Source organism: Acinetobacter sp. RRD8 (assembly GCF_031844225.1).
Lineage (GTDB): Bacteria > Pseudomonadota > Gammaproteobacteria > Pseudomonadales > Moraxellaceae > Acinetobacter.
This window is the reverse complement of sequence record NZ_JAUZUU010000015.1, coordinates 20070-37891: the sequence shown is the minus strand read 5'-3', so window position 1 is coordinate 37891 and position 17822 is coordinate 20070. Positions and strand designations below refer to the sequence as shown.

Annotated in this window: 16 protein-coding genes and 1 pseudogene; 2 read left to right on the top strand and 15 right to left on the bottom strand. The window is 42.4% G+C overall.

Annotated features, from left to right (window positions below; translation table 11 throughout):
* Positions 1-3 precede the first annotated feature (3 nt).
* From Q9R24_RS12185 to acnD, 15 genes are all read right to left on the bottom strand, one after another.
* The gene (locus Q9R24_RS12185) at positions 4-2436 is read right to left on the bottom strand and encodes an AI-2E family transporter (protein ID WP_311204609.1); all 2433 of its coding nucleotides are present in this window, start codon (positions 2434-2436) and stop codon (positions 4-6) included.
* A gap of 121 nt (positions 2437-2557) precedes the next feature.
* On the bottom strand, positions 2558-2998 hold the full coding sequence (locus Q9R24_RS12180; protein WP_311204608.1) for a nuclear transport factor 2 family protein: 441 nt from the start codon (positions 2996-2998) through the stop codon (positions 2558-2560).
* A 429-nt stretch (positions 2999-3427) separates the two neighbouring features.
* Positions 3428-3790, bottom strand: coding sequence for a 5-carboxymethyl-2-hydroxymuconate Delta-isomerase (locus tag Q9R24_RS12175; RefSeq protein WP_311204607.1), 363 nt, complete (start codon positions 3788-3790; stop codon positions 3428-3430).
* A gap of 135 nt (positions 3791-3925) precedes the next feature.
* Positions 3926-4264 carry a zinc ribbon domain-containing protein YjdM gene (locus tag Q9R24_RS12170; protein WP_064097130.1) on the bottom strand — a complete coding sequence of 113 codons (339 nt, stop codon included), beginning with the start codon at positions 4262-4264 and terminating at the stop codon, positions 3926-3928.
* A gap of 124 nt (positions 4265-4388) precedes the next feature.
* Positions 4389-4835 carry an SRPBCC domain-containing protein gene (locus Q9R24_RS12165; RefSeq protein ID WP_311204606.1) on the bottom strand — a complete coding sequence of 149 codons (447 nt, stop codon included), beginning with the start codon at positions 4833-4835 and terminating at the stop codon, positions 4389-4391.
* A gap of 251 nt (positions 4836-5086) precedes the next feature.
* Complete coding sequence (locus tag Q9R24_RS12160) at positions 5087-5476, bottom strand: ribonuclease E inhibitor RraB (protein WP_004281735.1); 390 nt, start codon at positions 5474-5476, stop codon at positions 5087-5089.
* A 261-nt stretch (positions 5477-5737) separates the two neighbouring features.
* The gene (locus Q9R24_RS12155) at positions 5738-6670 is read right to left on the bottom strand and encodes a hypothetical protein (RefSeq protein ID WP_311204605.1); all 933 of its coding nucleotides are present in this window, start codon (positions 6668-6670) and stop codon (positions 5738-5740) included.
* A gap of 585 nt (positions 6671-7255) precedes the next feature.
* Positions 7256-7921, bottom strand: coding sequence for a pseudouridine synthase (locus Q9R24_RS12150; protein ID WP_311204604.1), 666 nt, complete (start codon positions 7919-7921; stop codon positions 7256-7258).
* A gap of 84 nt (positions 7922-8005) precedes the next feature.
* Positions 8006-8719 (bottom strand): SIMPL domain-containing protein, encoded by a 714-nt coding sequence (locus Q9R24_RS12145; RefSeq protein ID WP_005266007.1) that lies wholly within the window; start codon positions 8717-8719, stop codon positions 8006-8008.
* Positions 8720-8841: 122 nt separating this feature from the next.
* Entirely contained in the window at positions 8842-9090 is a 249-nt protein-coding gene (locus tag Q9R24_RS12140; protein WP_005106158.1) for a DUF6868 family protein, read from the bottom strand.
* Between the two features lie 530 nt (positions 9091-9620).
* Complete coding sequence (locus Q9R24_RS12135) at positions 9621-9884, bottom strand: hypothetical protein (RefSeq protein ID WP_311204603.1); 264 nt, start codon at positions 9882-9884, stop codon at positions 9621-9623.
* A gap of 113 nt (positions 9885-9997) precedes the next feature.
* Positions 9998-10219, bottom strand: a complete 222-nt coding sequence (locus tag Q9R24_RS12130; protein WP_016806680.1) for a hypothetical protein — start codon at positions 10217-10219, stop codon at positions 9998-10000.
* Positions 10220-10366: 147 nt separating this feature from the next.
* The gene (locus Q9R24_RS12125) at positions 10367-10708 is read right to left on the bottom strand and encodes a hypothetical protein (RefSeq protein ID WP_004645924.1); all 342 of its coding nucleotides are present in this window, start codon (positions 10706-10708) and stop codon (positions 10367-10369) included.
* 307 nt (positions 10709-11015) lie between these two features.
* Complete coding sequence (locus tag Q9R24_RS12120; protein WP_004645925.1) at positions 11016-11159, bottom strand: zinc ribbon-containing protein; 144 nt, start codon at positions 11157-11159, stop codon at positions 11016-11018.
* Between the two features lie 516 nt (positions 11160-11675).
* Positions 11676-14294, bottom strand: a complete 2619-nt coding sequence (acnD, locus tag Q9R24_RS12115; protein WP_311204602.1) for a Fe/S-dependent 2-methylisocitrate dehydratase AcnD — start codon at positions 14292-14294, stop codon at positions 11676-11678.
* A 514-nt stretch (positions 14295-14808) separates the two neighbouring features.
* Here acnD and Q9R24_RS12110 point away from each other — a divergent pair.
* Both Q9R24_RS12110 and Q9R24_RS12105 read left to right on the top strand, forming a co-directional pair.
* Positions 14809-16939 (top strand): annotated as a pseudogene (locus tag Q9R24_RS12110) (multicopper oxidase family protein).
* 114 nt (positions 16940-17053) lie between these two features.
* Complete coding sequence (locus Q9R24_RS12105; RefSeq protein WP_311204601.1) at positions 17054-17779, top strand: folate-binding Fe/S cluster repair protein; 726 nt, start codon at positions 17054-17056, stop codon at positions 17777-17779.
* Positions 17780-17822: the final 43 nt, after the last annotated feature.

Here is a 17822-nt window from a genome sequence, read left to right as displayed (position 1 = left end):
CATTTAGTCCTTATTTAAAATGCTTGCCGAGGTGGCTGGCTGCATCTGCTCAATCTGCTTCTGTTTATCTTTTTTCTTACGCTCGTTGCTCAAAGTCGCCATTAAATCCTGTGCCAAAGCCTTAAGCAGAATCATATCTTCGGCCTGCATCTGTCTCGGTTGTTTATCCAGCAGACACAGACTCCCAAGCGCAATTCCATTTTTATCTTTTAAGGGCACACCGGCATAGAAACGGATATGATACTGTCTTAATTCTGACAGATGTGGAAAGCGCGGGTCACGCTGCAAGTCTTCTATCACCAAAGGTTCATTCTGATAGAGCAGATGGGTGCAGACTGAATCCTTGCACATTTGCTGGGTTGCCTCCTGGGTAAAAGGACTGACTGGAATATACATTTCATGCTGATTCAGCCAGGAAATTTGCGCGTAGTCGACATCAAAAGCCTGACGGGCTTCTTCAATATATTGTTTATAAAGGATCTGATGAAAGTGATCTAATAATCCCAACTCATTTAAGGCCTGCTGCCGTTCTTTTTCATTCTTGATCTCCAGATTCTCAAACCAGCTTTCCCCTTCATTCAAGGTATAAGTTTCGATAGTCAGAATCAGATCATCGACATTATTGACCAGTGCCTGCAGCTCAAAACGTTGTTGCAGTTCATCCAGAAGCTCCAGCTGCATCACACTCCAAGTCGCAAAAATGATTTTCAGCTCAGGATATTGCTGCGCCAGTCTATATTTCAGCAACCGAATCTGTGCCGCAGGCGCATGATGAAAAATAGACACACATAAAATCTTGATCGAAGCTGGCAGTACAATACCCTTTCCTGATTCACTCGATTGAATCAGCACATCCAGATCATTTCGGGCAGCAATATTTTTGAGATTTAGGGCATGCGCCAACATGGCAGAAATCTGGGTGTCAATTTCCCAACGCGCACCAACACAATAAACTTCGGGCTGCTCGGCACTCATCTTACTCGGATAGGCTTTTTGAAACGCATGATTAAAGAACTGCAAGCCCTGATAAAGACGCAACCGGTGTTCGGCAGTGACATCGGTATCATGTCCTTGAGAATAAATCCGAATGGCTGGAATGGCCACTTCGCCATAGAACATTTGTACCCGACGGGCCACCTCCTCTGCACTGGGCTTTTTCGGTAATTGCGCACAGATGTAATCATTGGCTACCTGCATTGCATCATTGACTTCATCAGCCACCAGTCGTTGGTAAAAGCGTTCGGAGGGTGACAATACTGGCGTACTGCCAAGTAAGGTTTTGACAAAACCCAGTGCCGGTACATAATTGGACAAAACCAGCAGGCAGGCAGTCAAAGGCGTCGACAAGATCAGCCCTACCGGTCCCCAGAGGGTGGTCCAGAACGTAGCAGCCAGAATAATTGCCAAAGTAGACAGACCGGTACTTTCCCCATAGAGCCACGGTTCAATCACGTTATTGCTGATGAGTTCCAGCACCAGTATCAAGGCCACAGTCCAGAGCACCATGTCCCAGCCCGGATCAACGGCGAAAGCCAGTGTAATCGGGAAAATAGCTGAAACGATCGGGCCAACATAGGGTACAAAACGCATAACCACCGCGACCAGCCCCCACATGATCGCTGCTGGCACGCCAATCAATAACAGCCCAATCGCCATGGGAATACCATAAGTGACATTGACCAGCAGCTGCATGCGCAAATAGGTTCCGATACTTTTGCCGGCATCATCCAGCGCATCGGTGCCGATATTCAGATTACCGCCCAAGAGTTTCAGAAAACGGTCATGCAAGTCTTTGCCATTGAATAAAATCAATACCATAAACAGGAACACAATCCCGATAATCGCCAGTGGATTCAGAATTTTATTCAACCAGTCCAGCGCAGCCTCTTCACTCGTTGGTTCCAGGCCCACGACTTTGACATTCTGCACATTCGGGTCTTCTGTTTCCTGTTCTTGGGTGTCTATCGAATTTTCTACCGTGTCAAAGGTCTGGATCGCACCGTCCCACATACTCGGTCCCTGACGATAATTTTCGAGCATTTTCAGTTTTTGCTGGATGGTGTCCTGATATTGCGGCAGTTCCTGACTCAGCTTACCAAGCTGCACCCCCAGATAAGTTGCAGTGCCGCCCAGAAATGACAAGGTCAGGCACATGACCAGGCCAATCGCCGCCCATTGGGGACAGCCCCAGCGCTTTAAGCGAGAAACTAGAGGAGAAAGTAAAAATGCCAGCAGAATGGCCAAAGCCAGCGGAATAAAAATATCACGGCCAAAATACAATGCCGTCATGACTACAGCAGCAATTACAAAGCCTGCCATCATTCTGAGTGCATGTTGGGTGCGCTGCCGCTCGGACTGATCCGGCATCAATACTTCAGTCTGTTGTTGCAGGTTGGCCTGTCGTGGTTTTACTTGACTGTTCTTGTTGTTATCCACCTGAAAAGTCCTAAAATATTATTCCTTCAACATAATTTAGGACTTTCTATATTTTTGTTACAAAGGTATTCCTGTAATCATTTGCAAAGATATTTCACTTAAATCTTTTCAGGTAAATAGATTAACTCACGCTTTTGATCCGGCGCATTTTCCGGGTTTCGAGTTGCACAGGGACTGAAGTATGTTGATGCAGCAATTGCCATTTGCCCTGCTGCTTGCTCAAGCACATGCTGACCCGACACCAGCCCAGCTGGAGAATCGGTTCAATCACCGCATAACTCACCCGTACATAACCATCGACTACAGCCAGATCAGAAGTGACATGAATATTAAGGTCTTGGCGTTCGATGCGTATGCCTTCCGGTATAAATGCCCGATATTGCTGCCAGAGTGCCTGATAGGCTTCTACACCTTTCACTTCCATACTGACATCGACCAGACGGATATCGGGTCGGCATAATTGAACAATATCCTGAATTTCAAGTCTGGCTACGGCATTATCCCACTCCTGAAGAAATGCCATGACTTCCTGAGCCAATTTTTCATCCCCAAAAACCTGCATAAAATTTCCTTCAACCGGACAAGTCAGACCTGAAATCTGGGATTCAATCAACTCACCGGATTTCTGATCTTTTTGTTCTTATTATTATGCCTATGCTAAAGCGTTATTCTCGCTTTGCTCTTCCCACTGCCGGATTGGATACAGCTCACCTGAAGATTATTTTTTAAATTATTTTTATTTCAATCAGGATGAATATGCTGTTTCTAAATTGGATGATTCAAAAATCAGCAGCGATTAAAAGTTACTTTAGAACTTTTATTGCATGCCTGTAAATGACATAAAGCGTCATTTAAAAATAGAAATAATTTTAGATCTGAATAAGATAGCGGGCTGTTACAGACCAAGTCGATCTGTTTATAAATTTCGTATGGCATTAATAAAGTTTTAAGGCATTTGATCCATGCCATATCAACAGATAAAAGCCATCATTCAGATAATGGCTTTACTATAGGTCTGCTTTGGCATTTCAATGATTTCGACACAAAGCTGTATTTTTAAGTCTGGCTGGGCCGCAATATATTGCTGCATGACGTCGAGCACCAATTCGGAAATTGCCTGACGAACTTCGACACTGCGCCCGCTCAACAGTGAAACTTTAGCATGCACATAGGCCTGATCTGTAACAGCATTCAGTCCAATCACATAATCCTGCTGCATAATCGCACGACTTTTTAAATCATTGGGATCGGTGACATGGCCGGCGTTAAAAAGTGCCTGATGGATCACGACCAATAAGGGTTTGATCTCGATATGTTGCAGATTGTCAGAATATTCCAGATGCAGGTGTGGCATTAAAGTGGTCTCAAATCGAAACGTGAGGATCAGGGCAACAGGAAAATAATCTGCCCAGAATTTCAGCAATAATGAGAATAATACGATTAATCAACCGTATTATTCTCTCGTCAGAATTTTAGTCTAGGGCTAAATTTAAGCTTTCTTTACATATTCTGATTTCAGTTTCATCGGGCCGATTCCCTCGATTTTACAATCGATATCATGCCCATCGGCAGCATCAGGCAGCAAGCGGATACTTTTGACTTTGGTGCCCACTTTCACCACTGAAGATGAACCTTTGATTTTCAGGTCTTTAATCACCGTTACGCTATCACCGTCCGCCAGCACATTGCCATTGGCATCCTTAATGATCACTTGCTCTTCAGTGATTTCACCTTCTTTCCACTCGTGTGCGCATTCTGGACAGATCAGTAGATCGCCATCTGCATAGGTATATTCAGATTGACATTTTGGACAGTTTGGCAGACCCATAAGAACCTCGAAAAAAAGAGAAAAATAAAATAAATGAAACAAATAAGCGCACAGTATAGCATCTTTGTCAGGCGCGCTGATGGAGAGGACATTGGGATGAAACCAACACAGGAGATCCAAGGAATTAATTGTCTGAAATCTGCGGATTAACCAGCAAAGACAGGAGTTGCAGTGATTCCTGCCAACTCAAATGACATACCGCTGGCGGCACCACATCCGGATAACCCACCTGAATAAGGTGTAAACCGGTACCGATTGACACTTTTTCAAAGATGATCGTGACCTCTATTTCACCCTGCAATTCGGGGGTAGAAAACTGATCGGTATAGCGCAGCAACTGATTGGGAATGACCTCATGATAAACACCATGAAAATGATGCTGGGTCCCGGTAGAAAAATTGGTAAAGGTGGTTTTATAGCTGCCGCCGGGTTTAACTTCCGCATGTTCTACTTTGGCAATAAAGCCATGTGGTGCCAGCCATTTGGCCAGTGCATCCGGATGCACAAAGGCACGATACACCCGCTCCGGTGGTGCGCTGAACACACGATGCATTTTTAAGGTGTAACTCATTTTTTCTTGTCCTTTGTTCTTATTATTTTTTATTGCGGGATATTCCCTGCATTTGTTGTAACTAAATCCTCAGCATCATCAGCCTGAGTTAAGTACTCATTTGAGTTATTTTATCCAGTTTTGAGCTGGCTATATATAATGAGTATGTATCTATACTCAAGCTCAAATCTTCGTGTAGCAATTAAATAGAGCAATAAAAAAACCCGGCAGCACCGGGTCTCTTATTTTAAATGCTTTAAATACAAGCATGATCAGCTACTACGCAGGCTGCTCTCTTCGTCATCCAGCTCATCATCATAGACATAGGCCATGCAGCCCCAGCCATCATATTCGCCCTGAAATTGTGCAGCGATTTTGCTGAACCATTGTTCCAGATCCACGATATCTTCGTAGGCAGGCTCCATATACACATAAATCGTGATAATCCATTCCAGGGTATCGCTTTCTTCGTCCTGAAACAGGCTGATTTTTTGCTCTTCTTTTAATAGATGCAAGGCACAGCGATCTGCCTGCGCTTCATCCGCAAAGGCAATCGAAAATTCAATTTCGTGCGCTTCTTGCAAGTCGTCGCCATCCTGATGCATTTGCCACAGTACATTGCCATTTTCATCGTCAGGGAATTGATTGTAATCACGTGACATAGAAGTATCCTTATTATGATGCTGTTTTATTCTGCATTTAAGATTAGCTGATTTTTGTACAATTATCGAGATACAGACAAAAAATATTATCTTTTAACCATAAATAAACATATGATTTTTATAAATATAAAAATAAGTAAGAGGATCAATATAGTCAAGATTCCTCAAGGCCAAAAATCCTGAAAAATATCAGGATTTAAACCAACTTATGGCATTCAGAATACTCTGGTAAAAATCTTCTAGACCTATGAATGTCATGATCTACGCGATGTGTGGATGCAGATGATCCTGTTCCAATTGCAAAACCAGCGCAGCAAACTTGAGTTCTTCTAAACGCAGATCAAGATAGGATTCTTGAATCATCGCCTGACTCAGTGTCTGCCCGGTATAATTCAGCAAGACATAATCATCCTTTAAGGCCTGCAATATCTCGCCCAAATTTTCTGTGCTTAATTGAGAGAGATATAAATCTGCCTTACAGTTGAAAGCCAGACTCAGGATTTCAATAGTACTTCGACGGCGATTGTCGTCGACATAATTACAGCTCGCCACCTGCTGTTTTTCTATGGCCTGTTGAATTCTGTCACGGACATTGCGTAAATGCCCAACCGCATCCGTTTCGCTATAACCCTCAATCAGCTGCTCTAAAACCTGTGTTGCGGGAAGCTGCAAGCCGAAGCGCTGGGCCTGTATTTTATGCTGTAAAGCACTCAATACCTCTTGCAAGCGATGCTGTTGTTTAGCCTGTTCATAATAACCGTGCAAACTTTGTCGGGCCTCCTGCTCAACCTCGGCCACGGCCTGCGCCTGAAACTGGGCAAGATAATCTTTTACTCTTGCGATATAGGCTTTGAGATCATCGATCATGATCGAAGCATCCAGCTTGGTCGCTTCAACAAAGTTTTCAGCCTGCAAAGTCCGGTTAATAATATATTGCTCGATATCCCAGATATCCTGATATTTTTTATATTTATTCAGGGCAATGTTTAAACTGCCATTTTGTACCCGCAATTGGGTGATTTCATAATTCAATTCATCGACTTGAGTTTCATAATCTGCCAATTTGCTGCGGGAATGATCCAGGTTTTCCTGTAAAAACTGGATATTGCTGCGTAATGAAGCCTGTACCTTTAAGCTCCATAGCAATGCACATATTAAAATACTCGCGAGAACGAAGAGAGCCATACTGAGCATCGTTCTTTCCTTTAACCCCGGGCAGCGCCCTAAACCATCAAATTAAAAATTTATTATAAAGTCATGATTAATTTTGCATCACTTCGGCCAGATAATCAAAGCCGTTGATCAATACTAAGTCATTCATTCATTTTATTTTTCTACAAAATTTTTATGTGTAAGTCATGTATGACTGACTACTTTCCAGCTCAAGACAAATCCATTCTGAAACAACTTACGATATTTTTTATATCAAAGGATATAATTTGAAAGTTTAAAAATAATGAAAGGAAGGTTAAAAAACCATAAAAATAAAGGCATCAGGCCTATAGTGGGAGATAAAAGAATAAAAATTCTCTAGGCTCATCATCAAGAGATAAACCGAACATTAAAAATTTATGTGCGGTAGTGACAACCGATCAGGCAATGGATCAGTAGAAAATTTCATTTGAACATGCTTGTAAAGCTACTCATCTCCAAGCTACTATCGAAATAAATTCTCACACTTTTTATTCGGGTTGCCCAGTTTAAGGGCTTGAACCTCATCATATTTATGAGCTTAAAAAGCATGTGTCCGGTTGAATCTAACTATTAAGCAGAATCAAATTAGAATGGTATTTCTGCCTTTATTTCAACCGGGACACCACTCAAAGGCTGGGTAAAAGCCAAATAACTGGCATGCAAGGCCATACGATTTAAAGGACTGCGCTGGGGTTCAGGATGATAAATTTTATCGCCAGTAATGGGATGACCGATATGCAGCATATGCACGCGTAGCTGATGGGAACGGCCAGTAATTGGTGTCAGTAGTACCCGGCTAATGTCTTGCTGGGGTAGATATTCTAAGGCCTGATACAGGGTTTTGGCGGCCTTGCCCAGTTCAAAATGCACCATCTGACGCGGACGGTTTTCCCAGTCGGTAATCAAAGGCACATCAACGCTGCCCTCACCTTCAAGTTTGCCTTGTACCAGTGCAACATAATTTTTATGTACCGTGCGTGCCTGAAACATTTTACTCACCGCCACTTCTGCATCGCGGTGTTTGGCAAACATCAAAATACCGGAGGTGGCCATATCCAGACGATGGGTAATTTTGGCCTGCGGATACTGGTTCAGAACCCGCAAATAGGCACTGTCATGATGTTCAGGTAAACGCCCCGGAACCGACAATAATCCGGCCGGCTTTTCAATTACCACCAGATCATCATCTTCATAAACGATATGCAGTGGTTCTTGCGGTGGACAATAGACAAAGTCATGGTTGATGGGCATTTTAAGGGTACAGCATCTGGAATAATGCGCGCAAAATAACAAGCGGCTTCTAGGCTGTCAATTACCGTGCTTGACCAGCTCAGCTTAATCTGCCAGATAATAATCGACCGTCGAGACCACGCGTACTTTTTTCAAATACGGCGTATTGCTGTCGCGATCTTCAATACTAAACAGCCCCTGATTGGCGGACTTGATTTTGCCCAGACTGCTTTTTGAATCTGCAGCAAATTTTTCTGCCACACTTCGGGCATTTTCGGTGGCTTGTTCAATCATCGCCGGCTTGATGTCATTCAGCTTGGTAAATAAATATTCCGTTCTTTGCCCAGAATCATCCCCTGCAAAGGCAATGCCTTTTCTGCCCAAGGCCACCAGGCGACTTTGTGCCGCGCGTACTGCATCTATTTTGTGGGTATAGACGGTGATGGTCTGGCTGGCGGTATAACGCAGTGCGACATTGGCATCCCCGCCATATTGCTGGGCATATTTATCAGTAATACTCGGTGAAGCACTGGTAATTTCTTCCACGCTAAATCCTTCATTTTTTAAGAAGGTCTGAATTTCCTGGGTATTGGTTTGCATGGTATCGTACAATTCAGCCAGATCCTGACTGCCGGCATTAAAGCGGATTGGCCATACCGCCACATCGGCTTTGACTTCGCGTTCCGACAAGCCTTTGACCGAAACTATACGTTCATACTGTTTAATTTTCAGCGCGCTATTGCCGAGAATCCATCCTGCAATAATCATTCCCAAGCCGATCAAGGCACCTAAAATCAGGGCCGGTTTGAATTGATTCATCCTTCAACTCCTTTGAAATCTTTTTTCGTTCTTATTGATCCTGCCACGCTATCAAGTAGCGATAAAATGATATTAATCCAATCTTATTTTTATCACTTGAAAATTCAATCACAACATCGCACTTAGCTTTGATTCATCAGATAGATTGCAATTAACGGCGTCAGGTTAAATAGCAGAATCCCAATTTTATAGAGCGCCATACCCGAATAATGAATCATATCGAAACTGGTATCTGACAGCCGAAACCATTTTCCATGCACCTGCTTCATCCAGTTTCGGGCAAAGACATAGACCACGAACCAGATCATGAGAATGACATAATTGATGAGTGTGCAAAACAGTAAAAAACGACACCAGATATCGAGATTCATGAGGATTCCCCTAAGGGGCAACTGATGTTTTTAAAATAACAGATCAGGTTGAGAAATGAAGGGCTTATTTGTATCTTGCTTAGCTGGATATTTTTATTAAATTCATGATTTATATTTATTTTAATTTTTAATTCTACGTATATTTCTGGAGAATTTTTTAGGGTGTTGGGAAAACTCGCAATGGTTTACTTCAACTATCATTCTTTGTAAGACCTGATCTTATAGCCTATAAACTTTTGGTCTATAGCGTCCTAAGCCGGATCGAGACCTTTTGGGTTCGTACTGCACTCGCGTTTTGCGCCGCTCGCAGCATGCTACTCTTTCCGATCCCATCACACCCTTGAGAGCTATATTAGGCAAAGATGGACGGGATTAATTTCCTATGTTTTTTTAATTTTCCATGAATCTGAAAATTTATTTCATTATTAACCCACATATAGAGAAATAAATTCCATTTCCAATTTTTTATGCTTTTTTATTCGCCAAAATGAGACTTTATTGCAATTTACATTCAGGACAGGATTGCTGTTTTATTGAAAGAATTTTCCCTGAATCCATTGCGCACTAAACCACCAGGCACTAATCGCGGACATCCCGCACAGAAAATTAGCCAGTACCTTATTAATTCTAGTCAACTCAGAACTATAAATTTTCAAATTAAGCAAATAAGCGATCACAGCGTAAACCGAGCCAATCGCGCCCCCAAAAAGAATCAGGATCAGTGGCCATGCAGAATAGAAATGGGCTTTTTTATCTAACTTTCCTGACTCTGGTGCGTGCTGTTGAATATCCATAGGTGATAGCCCTCTTTTTAATATATGCACTTGCACTATTTCTAGGCAGATATTTACTCTTTAGAAAATATTTGCCTTTTAGGACTTTCATTGAAGCAAGAAGCAGACCAGTTTTAACGTACAAAAAGCTGTCGAGTATGATGATTGATATAGGCATTTAGCCCATCGCCATATTGGGCAAGCTGTTTCATGTTTTCGACATGCTGATAGCCGGCACTGCTATAGCTGTAGGTATAAACTTTCGAGGTTTTCTTAAATTGAACCCGAATAAACTCGTTACCAATCTCGTAATTGGCAACACCTGAGTCATGATTAAGATCAAGATAATATTGCAATTGAGCTGCCCTAAACACGATGAATCTAGGGTTTTATATGGGGTTTTATTGGTTAATTTTCAAACAATAATATTTTAAGAAAATAAAATCTATAAAAAAAAATATCCCATTATTTAATGGGATATTTTTTAAATCGGAGTGAACTATTTAACAATTAGGATCCACTACAAAACTTGTCTGGCTGAATTTTTGCCATGCACCAGTAGCAGCACCATCCACAACGAGAATAGAGATAATTCCCCAATCCAAGAAAACACCTAATAAGGTTGTTGGATCAAAAGTTTTTTGTGGAATAACGATGTTGGTTTGGCAGCCTTGCTTCTCTGCTTTAATTACATAATTTTCTTTCTTTTTGAAAGTATAAACAGTATTACGCTGACCCATATATTCTTCATTGACATATAACTTAGCCAATTCATCGTTACTACGGATATTCACAGTTTGTGTTGAACCATTAAACATCGTCGCACAGCCTGAAGTAAATAACATCACACTTCCTATTACTAAAGCTGTAAATTTTTTCATTGTTTCCCCCCGGAAATATCTAACCTTAATTCTAAGTGGTTAGCTAATTTTTAAAGCAGACAACCTATACCTTTTATAACAATAGTTCAAGTAATTTTTTGAATTTATTATAATTTTTTACTTTAAACCAAGATTCTCCTCCCGATATAAAACTGTTTTCTCATAATAATTTTTTATTTCTATGTATGAAATTTGGATACCACAGCAAAAAGCCCTATCGAGTAATAGGGCTTTCGTTCAAAACAGAGGGTAACTGTTTGAGTTGTTTTGCTTAGGCATTCTTATTGTTAAATTGATTGCCTTGGCATTTGGTACACGGTGGTAAACGATCAGTACCAATTTCTAAGTAGGTGCGGTGTCCGCATTGAACACAAAAATAGAAGCCTGTTCCGGGTTTTTCGCCAGCAGTAACCATCTTTGTTCTCCATGGTTTTAGAAATGGTCTATCTAGTATAACCCTCTAGTGATGAATGTCTATTGTCCATTTTTGTAAATGATGATGGCATTTGGGCAAAGTAGTATTTCTAATTATTATTCAATAACTCATTAATTAAGTGATAATTTATTATTTTTTTCAAGTTAACTAGTTTAATAACATTGAGATAAGTGATGCATAAGGTCAAGTATAGCGCAGTGCGTTAATACAAAATTATCGCCATAGCCATATGAAATTTTATATTCCCTTAAAGTTATAGACGTCTTTAATCATTGAGGAAGCTCAATTGCTTAAGTTTAAAAAGAAAAGTACCTGTTTGTATTTTCTTGATAAAGACATTAATGCTCTAAATAAAAACCCCACTTCACAGTAGGGTCTTTTTTAAACAATATCAACAACTTTAATCCACCCTTGCGAAGCAATGCTTCTCACCTTTAAAAAAGGAGGAAGTTCCCCTCTTTTTCAAAGAGGGGCTAGGGGTGATTTTAAAAAAGATTAAGCCACATTCCCTTCCAAAAAATCCTGTGCAAAGCGCTGTAATACCCCACCCGCTTCATACACATGCACTTCTTCTTCAGTATCCAGACGGCAAGTCACAGGCACTTCAATAATCTGGTTCTTACCATCATCGGTTGAACGTTCAACCACCAAAGTCAACGTCGAACGTGGCGCGATATTACCAATCACGCTGTACAGCTCAGTACCATCAAGACCTAAAGTCTTACGATCTGTACCCGGTTTAAACTCAAGCGGCAACACCCCCATACCGACCAGATTGGTACGGTGAATACGCTCAAAACCTTCAGCGACAATTGCTTCTACACCTGCCAGACGCACACCTTTCGCCGCCCAGTCACGGCTAGAACCCTGACCATAATCCTTACCAGCAATAATAATCAACGGCTGTTTACGGTTCATGTAGATTTCAATGGCTTCCCACATCCGCATTACTTCGCCTTCAGGCTCCACACGTGCTTTCGAACCCTGCTTGATGGTACCATCAGAACGCACCACCATCTCATTAAACAGTTTCGGGTTGGCAAATGTTGCACGTTGCGTAGTCAAGTGATCACCGCGATGCGTTGCATAAGAGTTAAAGTCTTCCTCAGGCACACCCATTTTTTTCAGGTATTCACCCGAAGCACTGTCTAAAACAATGGCATTCGATGGTGACAAATGATCGGTGGTGATGTTGTCGCCCAAGATCGCCAGCGGACGCATATTTGACAATGTACGCGGTGCAGCCAAAGCCCCTTCCCAATACGGCGGACGACGAATATACGTACTTTGCGGACGCCAGTCATACAGCGGACTTGTTGCCTTTTCATTCACACCCAAATCGAACATCGGAATATAGATTTTTTTAAATTGTTCTGGTTTTACAGCCACTTTTACCAGCGCATCAATTTCTTCATCCGATGGCCAGATATCTTTTAGATAAATCGGGTTACCGTCTTTATCATTTCCTAAAGCATCTTTTTCGATGTCAAAACGAATCGTACCGGCAATCGCATACGCCACCACTAAAGGCGGTGAAGCCAAGAATGCCTGTTTCGCATAAGGATGGATACGCCCATCGAAGTTACGGTTGCCCGAAAGCACCGCTGTTGCATACAGGTCACGGTCAATAATTTCCTGCTGAATCTTTGGATCAAGCGCACCCGACATACCGTTACAGGTCGTGCATGCATAGGCCACAATACCAAAGCCCAATTTTTCCAGATCGTGCAATACGCCTGCTTCTTCAAGGTAAAGTGCTGCTGCTTTAGAACCCGGTGCAAAAGAAGATTTCACCCAAGGCTTACGGACCAAGCCCAATTCATTGGCCTTACGTGCCAGTAAACCTGCCGCCACGGTATTACGTGGGTTAGAGGTATTGGTACAAGAGGTAATCGCCGCGATAATCACCGCGCCATCTGGCATCAAGCCTTCCGCTTCTTGCGCGCGAGCTGCTTCTAAATTACCGGCAATACCTTTTTCTTTCAGGTCAGAGGTTGATACACGTGCATGTGGATTCGATGGGCCAGCGATGTTACGTGTCACAGTCGATAGATCAAAACGCAATACACGCGGATATTCCGCCTGAGTCATATCCGATGCCCAAAGCCCGATCTCCTTGGCATAAGTTTCAACCAGTTTGACTTGCTCAGGCTCACGACCGGTCAAGGTCAGATAATCAATCGTGTTCTGGTCGATATAGAACATCGCAGCCGTTGCGCCATATTCCGGGGTCATATTAGAAATCGTGGCACGATCACCCACCGACATGCTGTCAGCACCTTCACCAAAGAATTCTAAATATGCGCCAACCACACGCTCTTTACGCAGGAATTCGGTTAATGCCAAGACGATATCCGTTGCGGTAATACCCGGCTGACGTTGGCCCACCAGCTCCACACCGATAATATCTGGCAGACGCATCCACGATGCACGGCCCAGCATCACGTTTTCGGCTTCCAAGCCGCCAACACCAATCGAGATCACGCCCAATGCATCTGTATGAGGTGTATGCGAATCTGTACCAACACAGGTATCCGGGAATGCCAGACCATCACGGTTCTGAATCACCGGAGACATTTTCTCCAAGTTGATCTGGTGCATGATGCCATTACCGGCAGGAATTACATCGACATTTTCAAATGCGGTTTTAGTCCATTCAATAAAATGGAAACGGTCTTCGTTACGACGGTCTTCAATGGCACGGTTTTTCTCAAAGGCATCCGGATCAAAACCACCAAACTCAACCGCCAGTGAATGGTCGACAATCAGCTGGGTTGGAACTACCGGATTGACTTTCGATGGATCACCGCCCTGATCGGCAATCGCATCACGTAAACCGGCAAGGTCAACCAGTGCCGTTTGCCCCAAGATGTCATGACACACTACACGTGCCGGATACCAGGGAAAATCATGTTCCTGTTTACGCTCAATCAGCTGGCGTAAAGACTGTTCCAGAATGGCAGGATCACAACGACGCACCAACTGCTCTGCCAGGACTTTGGAAGTATAAGGAAGTTTGGCATATGCGCCTGGCTGAATATCTTCTATGGCCTGTCGCACGTCATAATATTCCAGCTGGGTGGATTGCAGCGGTTTACGGTAGTTGTTGTTCATAAGCTTGCCTGCCCTCGTTTATCTCTATTTTTATTCATCAATAGATATCGATGAGTTACTTTTGTAATAGCAGCATTGTACGCCGCACAAATAGCATTTCCCAAATTTTATATTTTTCAAATACTTAATTATAAAAATCGGTATTTTCGCAAAAATTTGTTACACAGACTTTAGAATTTTTGCTTTAAAGCGGTCTTTTGCTAAAAAAATCTGAATAATTCGCCTTATTCTTTAGTCTTATGTTGCAAAATATTTCTCTATCTTTTTATTTGATTATTACCCTAACCCACTAATATCACTAATAAATAATTAATTTTATGTGCATTTTTTTAAAGATAAAAAAATATAGTCTCACTGGTTTTCATAGGCCTGTCCTGCCGCCGCATTTAGCAAAATTTCAATCCCCTAATTTGGGATAACAGATTTTCCAAAACTATCAGAAGCTCAGTGTGACGTATGTCACGTTATTCACAATCCTCACATTAAAACAATAACCATAACAGGCAGAACTGAAATGTTGAAAATCGCAATATTCGGAGCTATAGCCGCCATTTTGATGCTCTTAGCTCGCGGTTGGGATGGAACAAAAAATCCATCACCACCGTCAAATCCCTCTAATCCGTCCCAACCCTCTCATCCCTCACACCCCACACCTTCACCCAAACCCTCACATCCCGTTCCGACAACATCAGACAGCTTGATTAGCAACCCACCCCTGTTACCGAAAAGTGCCAAAGGCAAATATGAGCTGATCGTGGCCTATAAGACTAACAAGCTCTATAACCCCAGAAACGGCTTATGGGATCAGGTGCTGCTGAGAGGCTATTTAACCAAACCCAGTTTATTTGATAAGAAAAAAACTGGTGAATATGTTGAGGATCAATTGGTCGGGCCACAGATTCGGGTCAAACAGGGTGAAACCATGGCGCTTAACCTGAATAACCAGCTTCCACCCGAGTCAGAAACAACCTGTCCAACTCATGTCGAGAATGTAAATGAACCACACTGCTTTAATACCACCAACCTGCATACCCATGGCTTCTGGGTCAGTCCTCAAGGCAATAGTGATAATGTTTTCCTGAAATTCAAACCTCAGGAAAAATTTGATTATGAGTTCAAAATGGAACCGAATCATCCTGCAGGGACTTACTGGTATCATGCCCATCTGCATGGCTCAACTGCTCTTCAGGTGTCGAATGGCATGGCAGGCCCATTGATTGTTGAAGGCTCAAGAACACCAAAAGTCAAAAATAGCAAAGTCACTTCAACTGGAGATATGGATATTCTATGGAAAGAAAAAAACAGTTACCCAAACGAAAACATCCTGTTGTTCCAGCAAATCCAATATCGCTGTAGCAATCCCGATCCTAATGTCACATTTGCTGTTCCCAATAACTGTAAAGGTGTAGGTATAGGCATGCTAGAAAATTATAATGACCTGTCTATTGGCGGCTTCTGGACCAACCAGAATTACTACACGTCTATCAACGGTAAAATTGTGGGAGAAATGAAGGTTGAACAGAATGTATTTAACCGCTGGCGCATGATTCATGGCGGTGTACGCGATACTATTGGTTTAATCATTAAGGAAATTCCTGACTCCAGTAAGTTTACTGCAGAGCAAACCATTAAAGCCTGTTCAGCCTATCAGGAGGCAGACAAGAAAGCTGAAATTGAGAAGCTGAATAGCCTGAATGTGCATACCATCGCGCAAGATGGCTTAACCATGAATCATGTACAGACCAGAACCCTGTCCGTGTTCCATCCTGGTTATCGTCATGATGCAATGGTTGCCTTTCCGACCACCAATAGATACTGCATTTTTGACACCAAATTGAATATCGATGATGAAATTAACGCGCCATTACCAACGGGCCAAACTACACCTCAACTTGCCCCAACCAATCTTTTTAATGCCCAACTGCTTGGATGGGTTAATGTAAAAGCAGCCAAAACCAAGGCTCAGACTGCTGCCCCAGTTCCTGAAAGATCGTGCACAAAAAATTGGGTTAAGCAAAGATATCCAGACCCAGTTATCTCAGCTTAATCTTTCTGCGTTTAGTGATCATCCATCATTGATGACGAAAGAGATTGATAAGGTGGTTGCTGCCCGACCAAAACAGTACAGTGCTTTTGTGCTGGCTTTTGCGAATGGCTTGAAATTTGGCTTTCGCCATAAAGAAGGTGGTGACTTAATAAGTTTTGGAGATAAATTTGATGGTGAGGGATCAGTGGGTGGCGAATATGTCCGTCAGTTACAAGTTGGACAGACTGATGAATGGGAATTGACAACCGAAAATTTTGGCGGTCATCCGTTCCATATTCATGTTAACCCGTTCCAGATTGTTAAAATTTTGAATCCTGATGGTAAAGATGTCAGTGAAGCATTATCTGAGCCAGTCACAGATCCAAATGGACTTGAAGATGTGCAATACCGTAGCATGAAAGGACAATTTAAGGATACGCTTTTTATAAAAGCTAACTATAAATTTATTCTCAGAAGCCATTACAAGAAATTTGAAGGTGACTTCGTACAGCACTGCCATATCCTCGACCATGAAGATCAGGGCATGATGGAAACCGTACGGGTCTGTGGAGGAAAATTCCCTTGTGATTCGCCATTACCGTCTAGCCTTCACCACTAAAGATCTGCTCGCTAAAAGCCAATGATTTCGATTGTTGGCTTTTTTGTTTGCCTCTATTTGATGCTTGCTGCACAATAACTGCATTGATTTATAGTATTCAAACCGGGGCTTATTATGGCAGCGTCTCCTGCTTTTACATTGTTTAGTCTGAATGGTGTAGATGCACAAAAATTCCTTCAAGGTCAGGTGACTTTGAATACTGAAACTTTGGCGGAAAACCAGACACGCTATACTGCAATCTGCAGTCTGAAAGGACGCATTCAATTTGGCTTATGGCTTAAAAAAATCAGTCCGGAAAGCTTTGAAATCGTCAGCACTGAAGATCAGGCTACGGAACTGACCAATCATATTAAAAAATTTGGTGCCTTTTCAAAAATGAAACTGGAACTGGTTGGTCCAGTTTATCCAGTCATCAATGGCATTCATACTGACTTCGTTACGACTGAAACCGATGTAACGATGTGGGAACAGCAAGCCATTGAATCAGGTCAGGCCTGGATTCAGGCTGCCACCGCGACCCTGTTTCAACCACAAGAATTACGTTTGCATCAACGCGAAGGCATTCACTATGACAAGGGTTGCTACTTGGGTCAGGAAGTCATTGCACGCCTGTGGTTTAAAGCCAAGCCAAAACACTGGTTACATCTGGTTCAAGGCACAGGTACCGTGCCTGATGTTGCGACCAAACTGAATAATGATGTTGAAATTGTCAATAGCATCGCGATTGACGACGGTTATAAAGCGCTAGTCGTTGCAAAACCTGAAGCATTGACCGAATTGGGCCTAGAAGTACTGGAACTTCCGGAAGCTTTGAGCGGTGATGTAGCGCGTCCGCAATAATCACTGCATAACTCATAAAAAAGCCAAGATAAAATTCTTGGCT

Coding starts and splice junctions, on each gene's coding strand:
- Q9R24_RS12150 (WP_311204604.1), bottom strand. CDS start 7,921: ATGCCCATCAACCATGACTTTGTCTATTGTCCACCGCAAGAACCACTG.
- Q9R24_RS12105 (WP_311204601.1), top strand. CDS start 17,054: ATGGCAGCGTCTCCTGCTTTTACATTGTTTAGTCTGAATGGTGTAGAT.
- Q9R24_RS12175 (WP_311204607.1), bottom strand. CDS start 3,790: ATGCCACACCTGCATCTGGAATATTCTGACAATCTGCAACATATCGAG.
- Q9R24_RS12145 (WP_005266007.1), bottom strand. CDS start 8,719: ATGAATCAATTCAAACCGGCCCTGATTTTAGGTGCCTTGATCGGCTTG.
- Q9R24_RS12170 (WP_064097130.1), bottom strand. CDS start 4,264: ATGGGTCTGCCAAACTGTCCAAAATGTCAATCTGAATATACCTATGCA.
- Q9R24_RS12125 (WP_004645924.1), bottom strand. CDS start 10,708: ATGTTATTTACTTCAGGCTGTGCGACGATGTTTAATGGTTCAACACAA.
- Q9R24_RS12155 (WP_311204605.1), bottom strand. CDS start 6,670: ATGCTCAGTATGGCTCTCTTCGTTCTCGCGAGTATTTTAATATGTGCA.
- Q9R24_RS12160 (WP_004281735.1), bottom strand. CDS start 5,476: ATGTCACGTGATTACAATCAATTCCCTGACGATGAAAATGGCAATGTA.
- Q9R24_RS12180 (WP_311204608.1), bottom strand. CDS start 2,998: ATGCAGGTTTTTGGGGATGAAAAATTGGCTCAGGAAGTCATGGCATTT.
- Q9R24_RS12140 (WP_005106158.1), bottom strand. CDS start 9,090: ATGAATCTCGATATCTGGTGTCGTTTTTTACTGTTTTGCACACTCATC.
- Q9R24_RS12135 (WP_311204603.1), bottom strand. CDS start 9,884: ATGGATATTCAACAGCACGCACCAGAGTCAGGAAAGTTAGATAAAAAA.
- Q9R24_RS12165 (WP_311204606.1), bottom strand. CDS start 4,835: ATGAGTTACACCTTAAAAATGCATCGTGTGTTCAGCGCACCACCGGAG.
- acnD (WP_311204602.1), bottom strand. CDS start 14,294: ATGAACAACAACTACCGTAAACCGCTGCAATCCACCCAGCTGGAATAT.
- Q9R24_RS12120 (WP_004645925.1), bottom strand. CDS start 11,159: ATGGTTACTGCTGGCGAAAAACCCGGAACAGGCTTCTATTTTTGTGTT.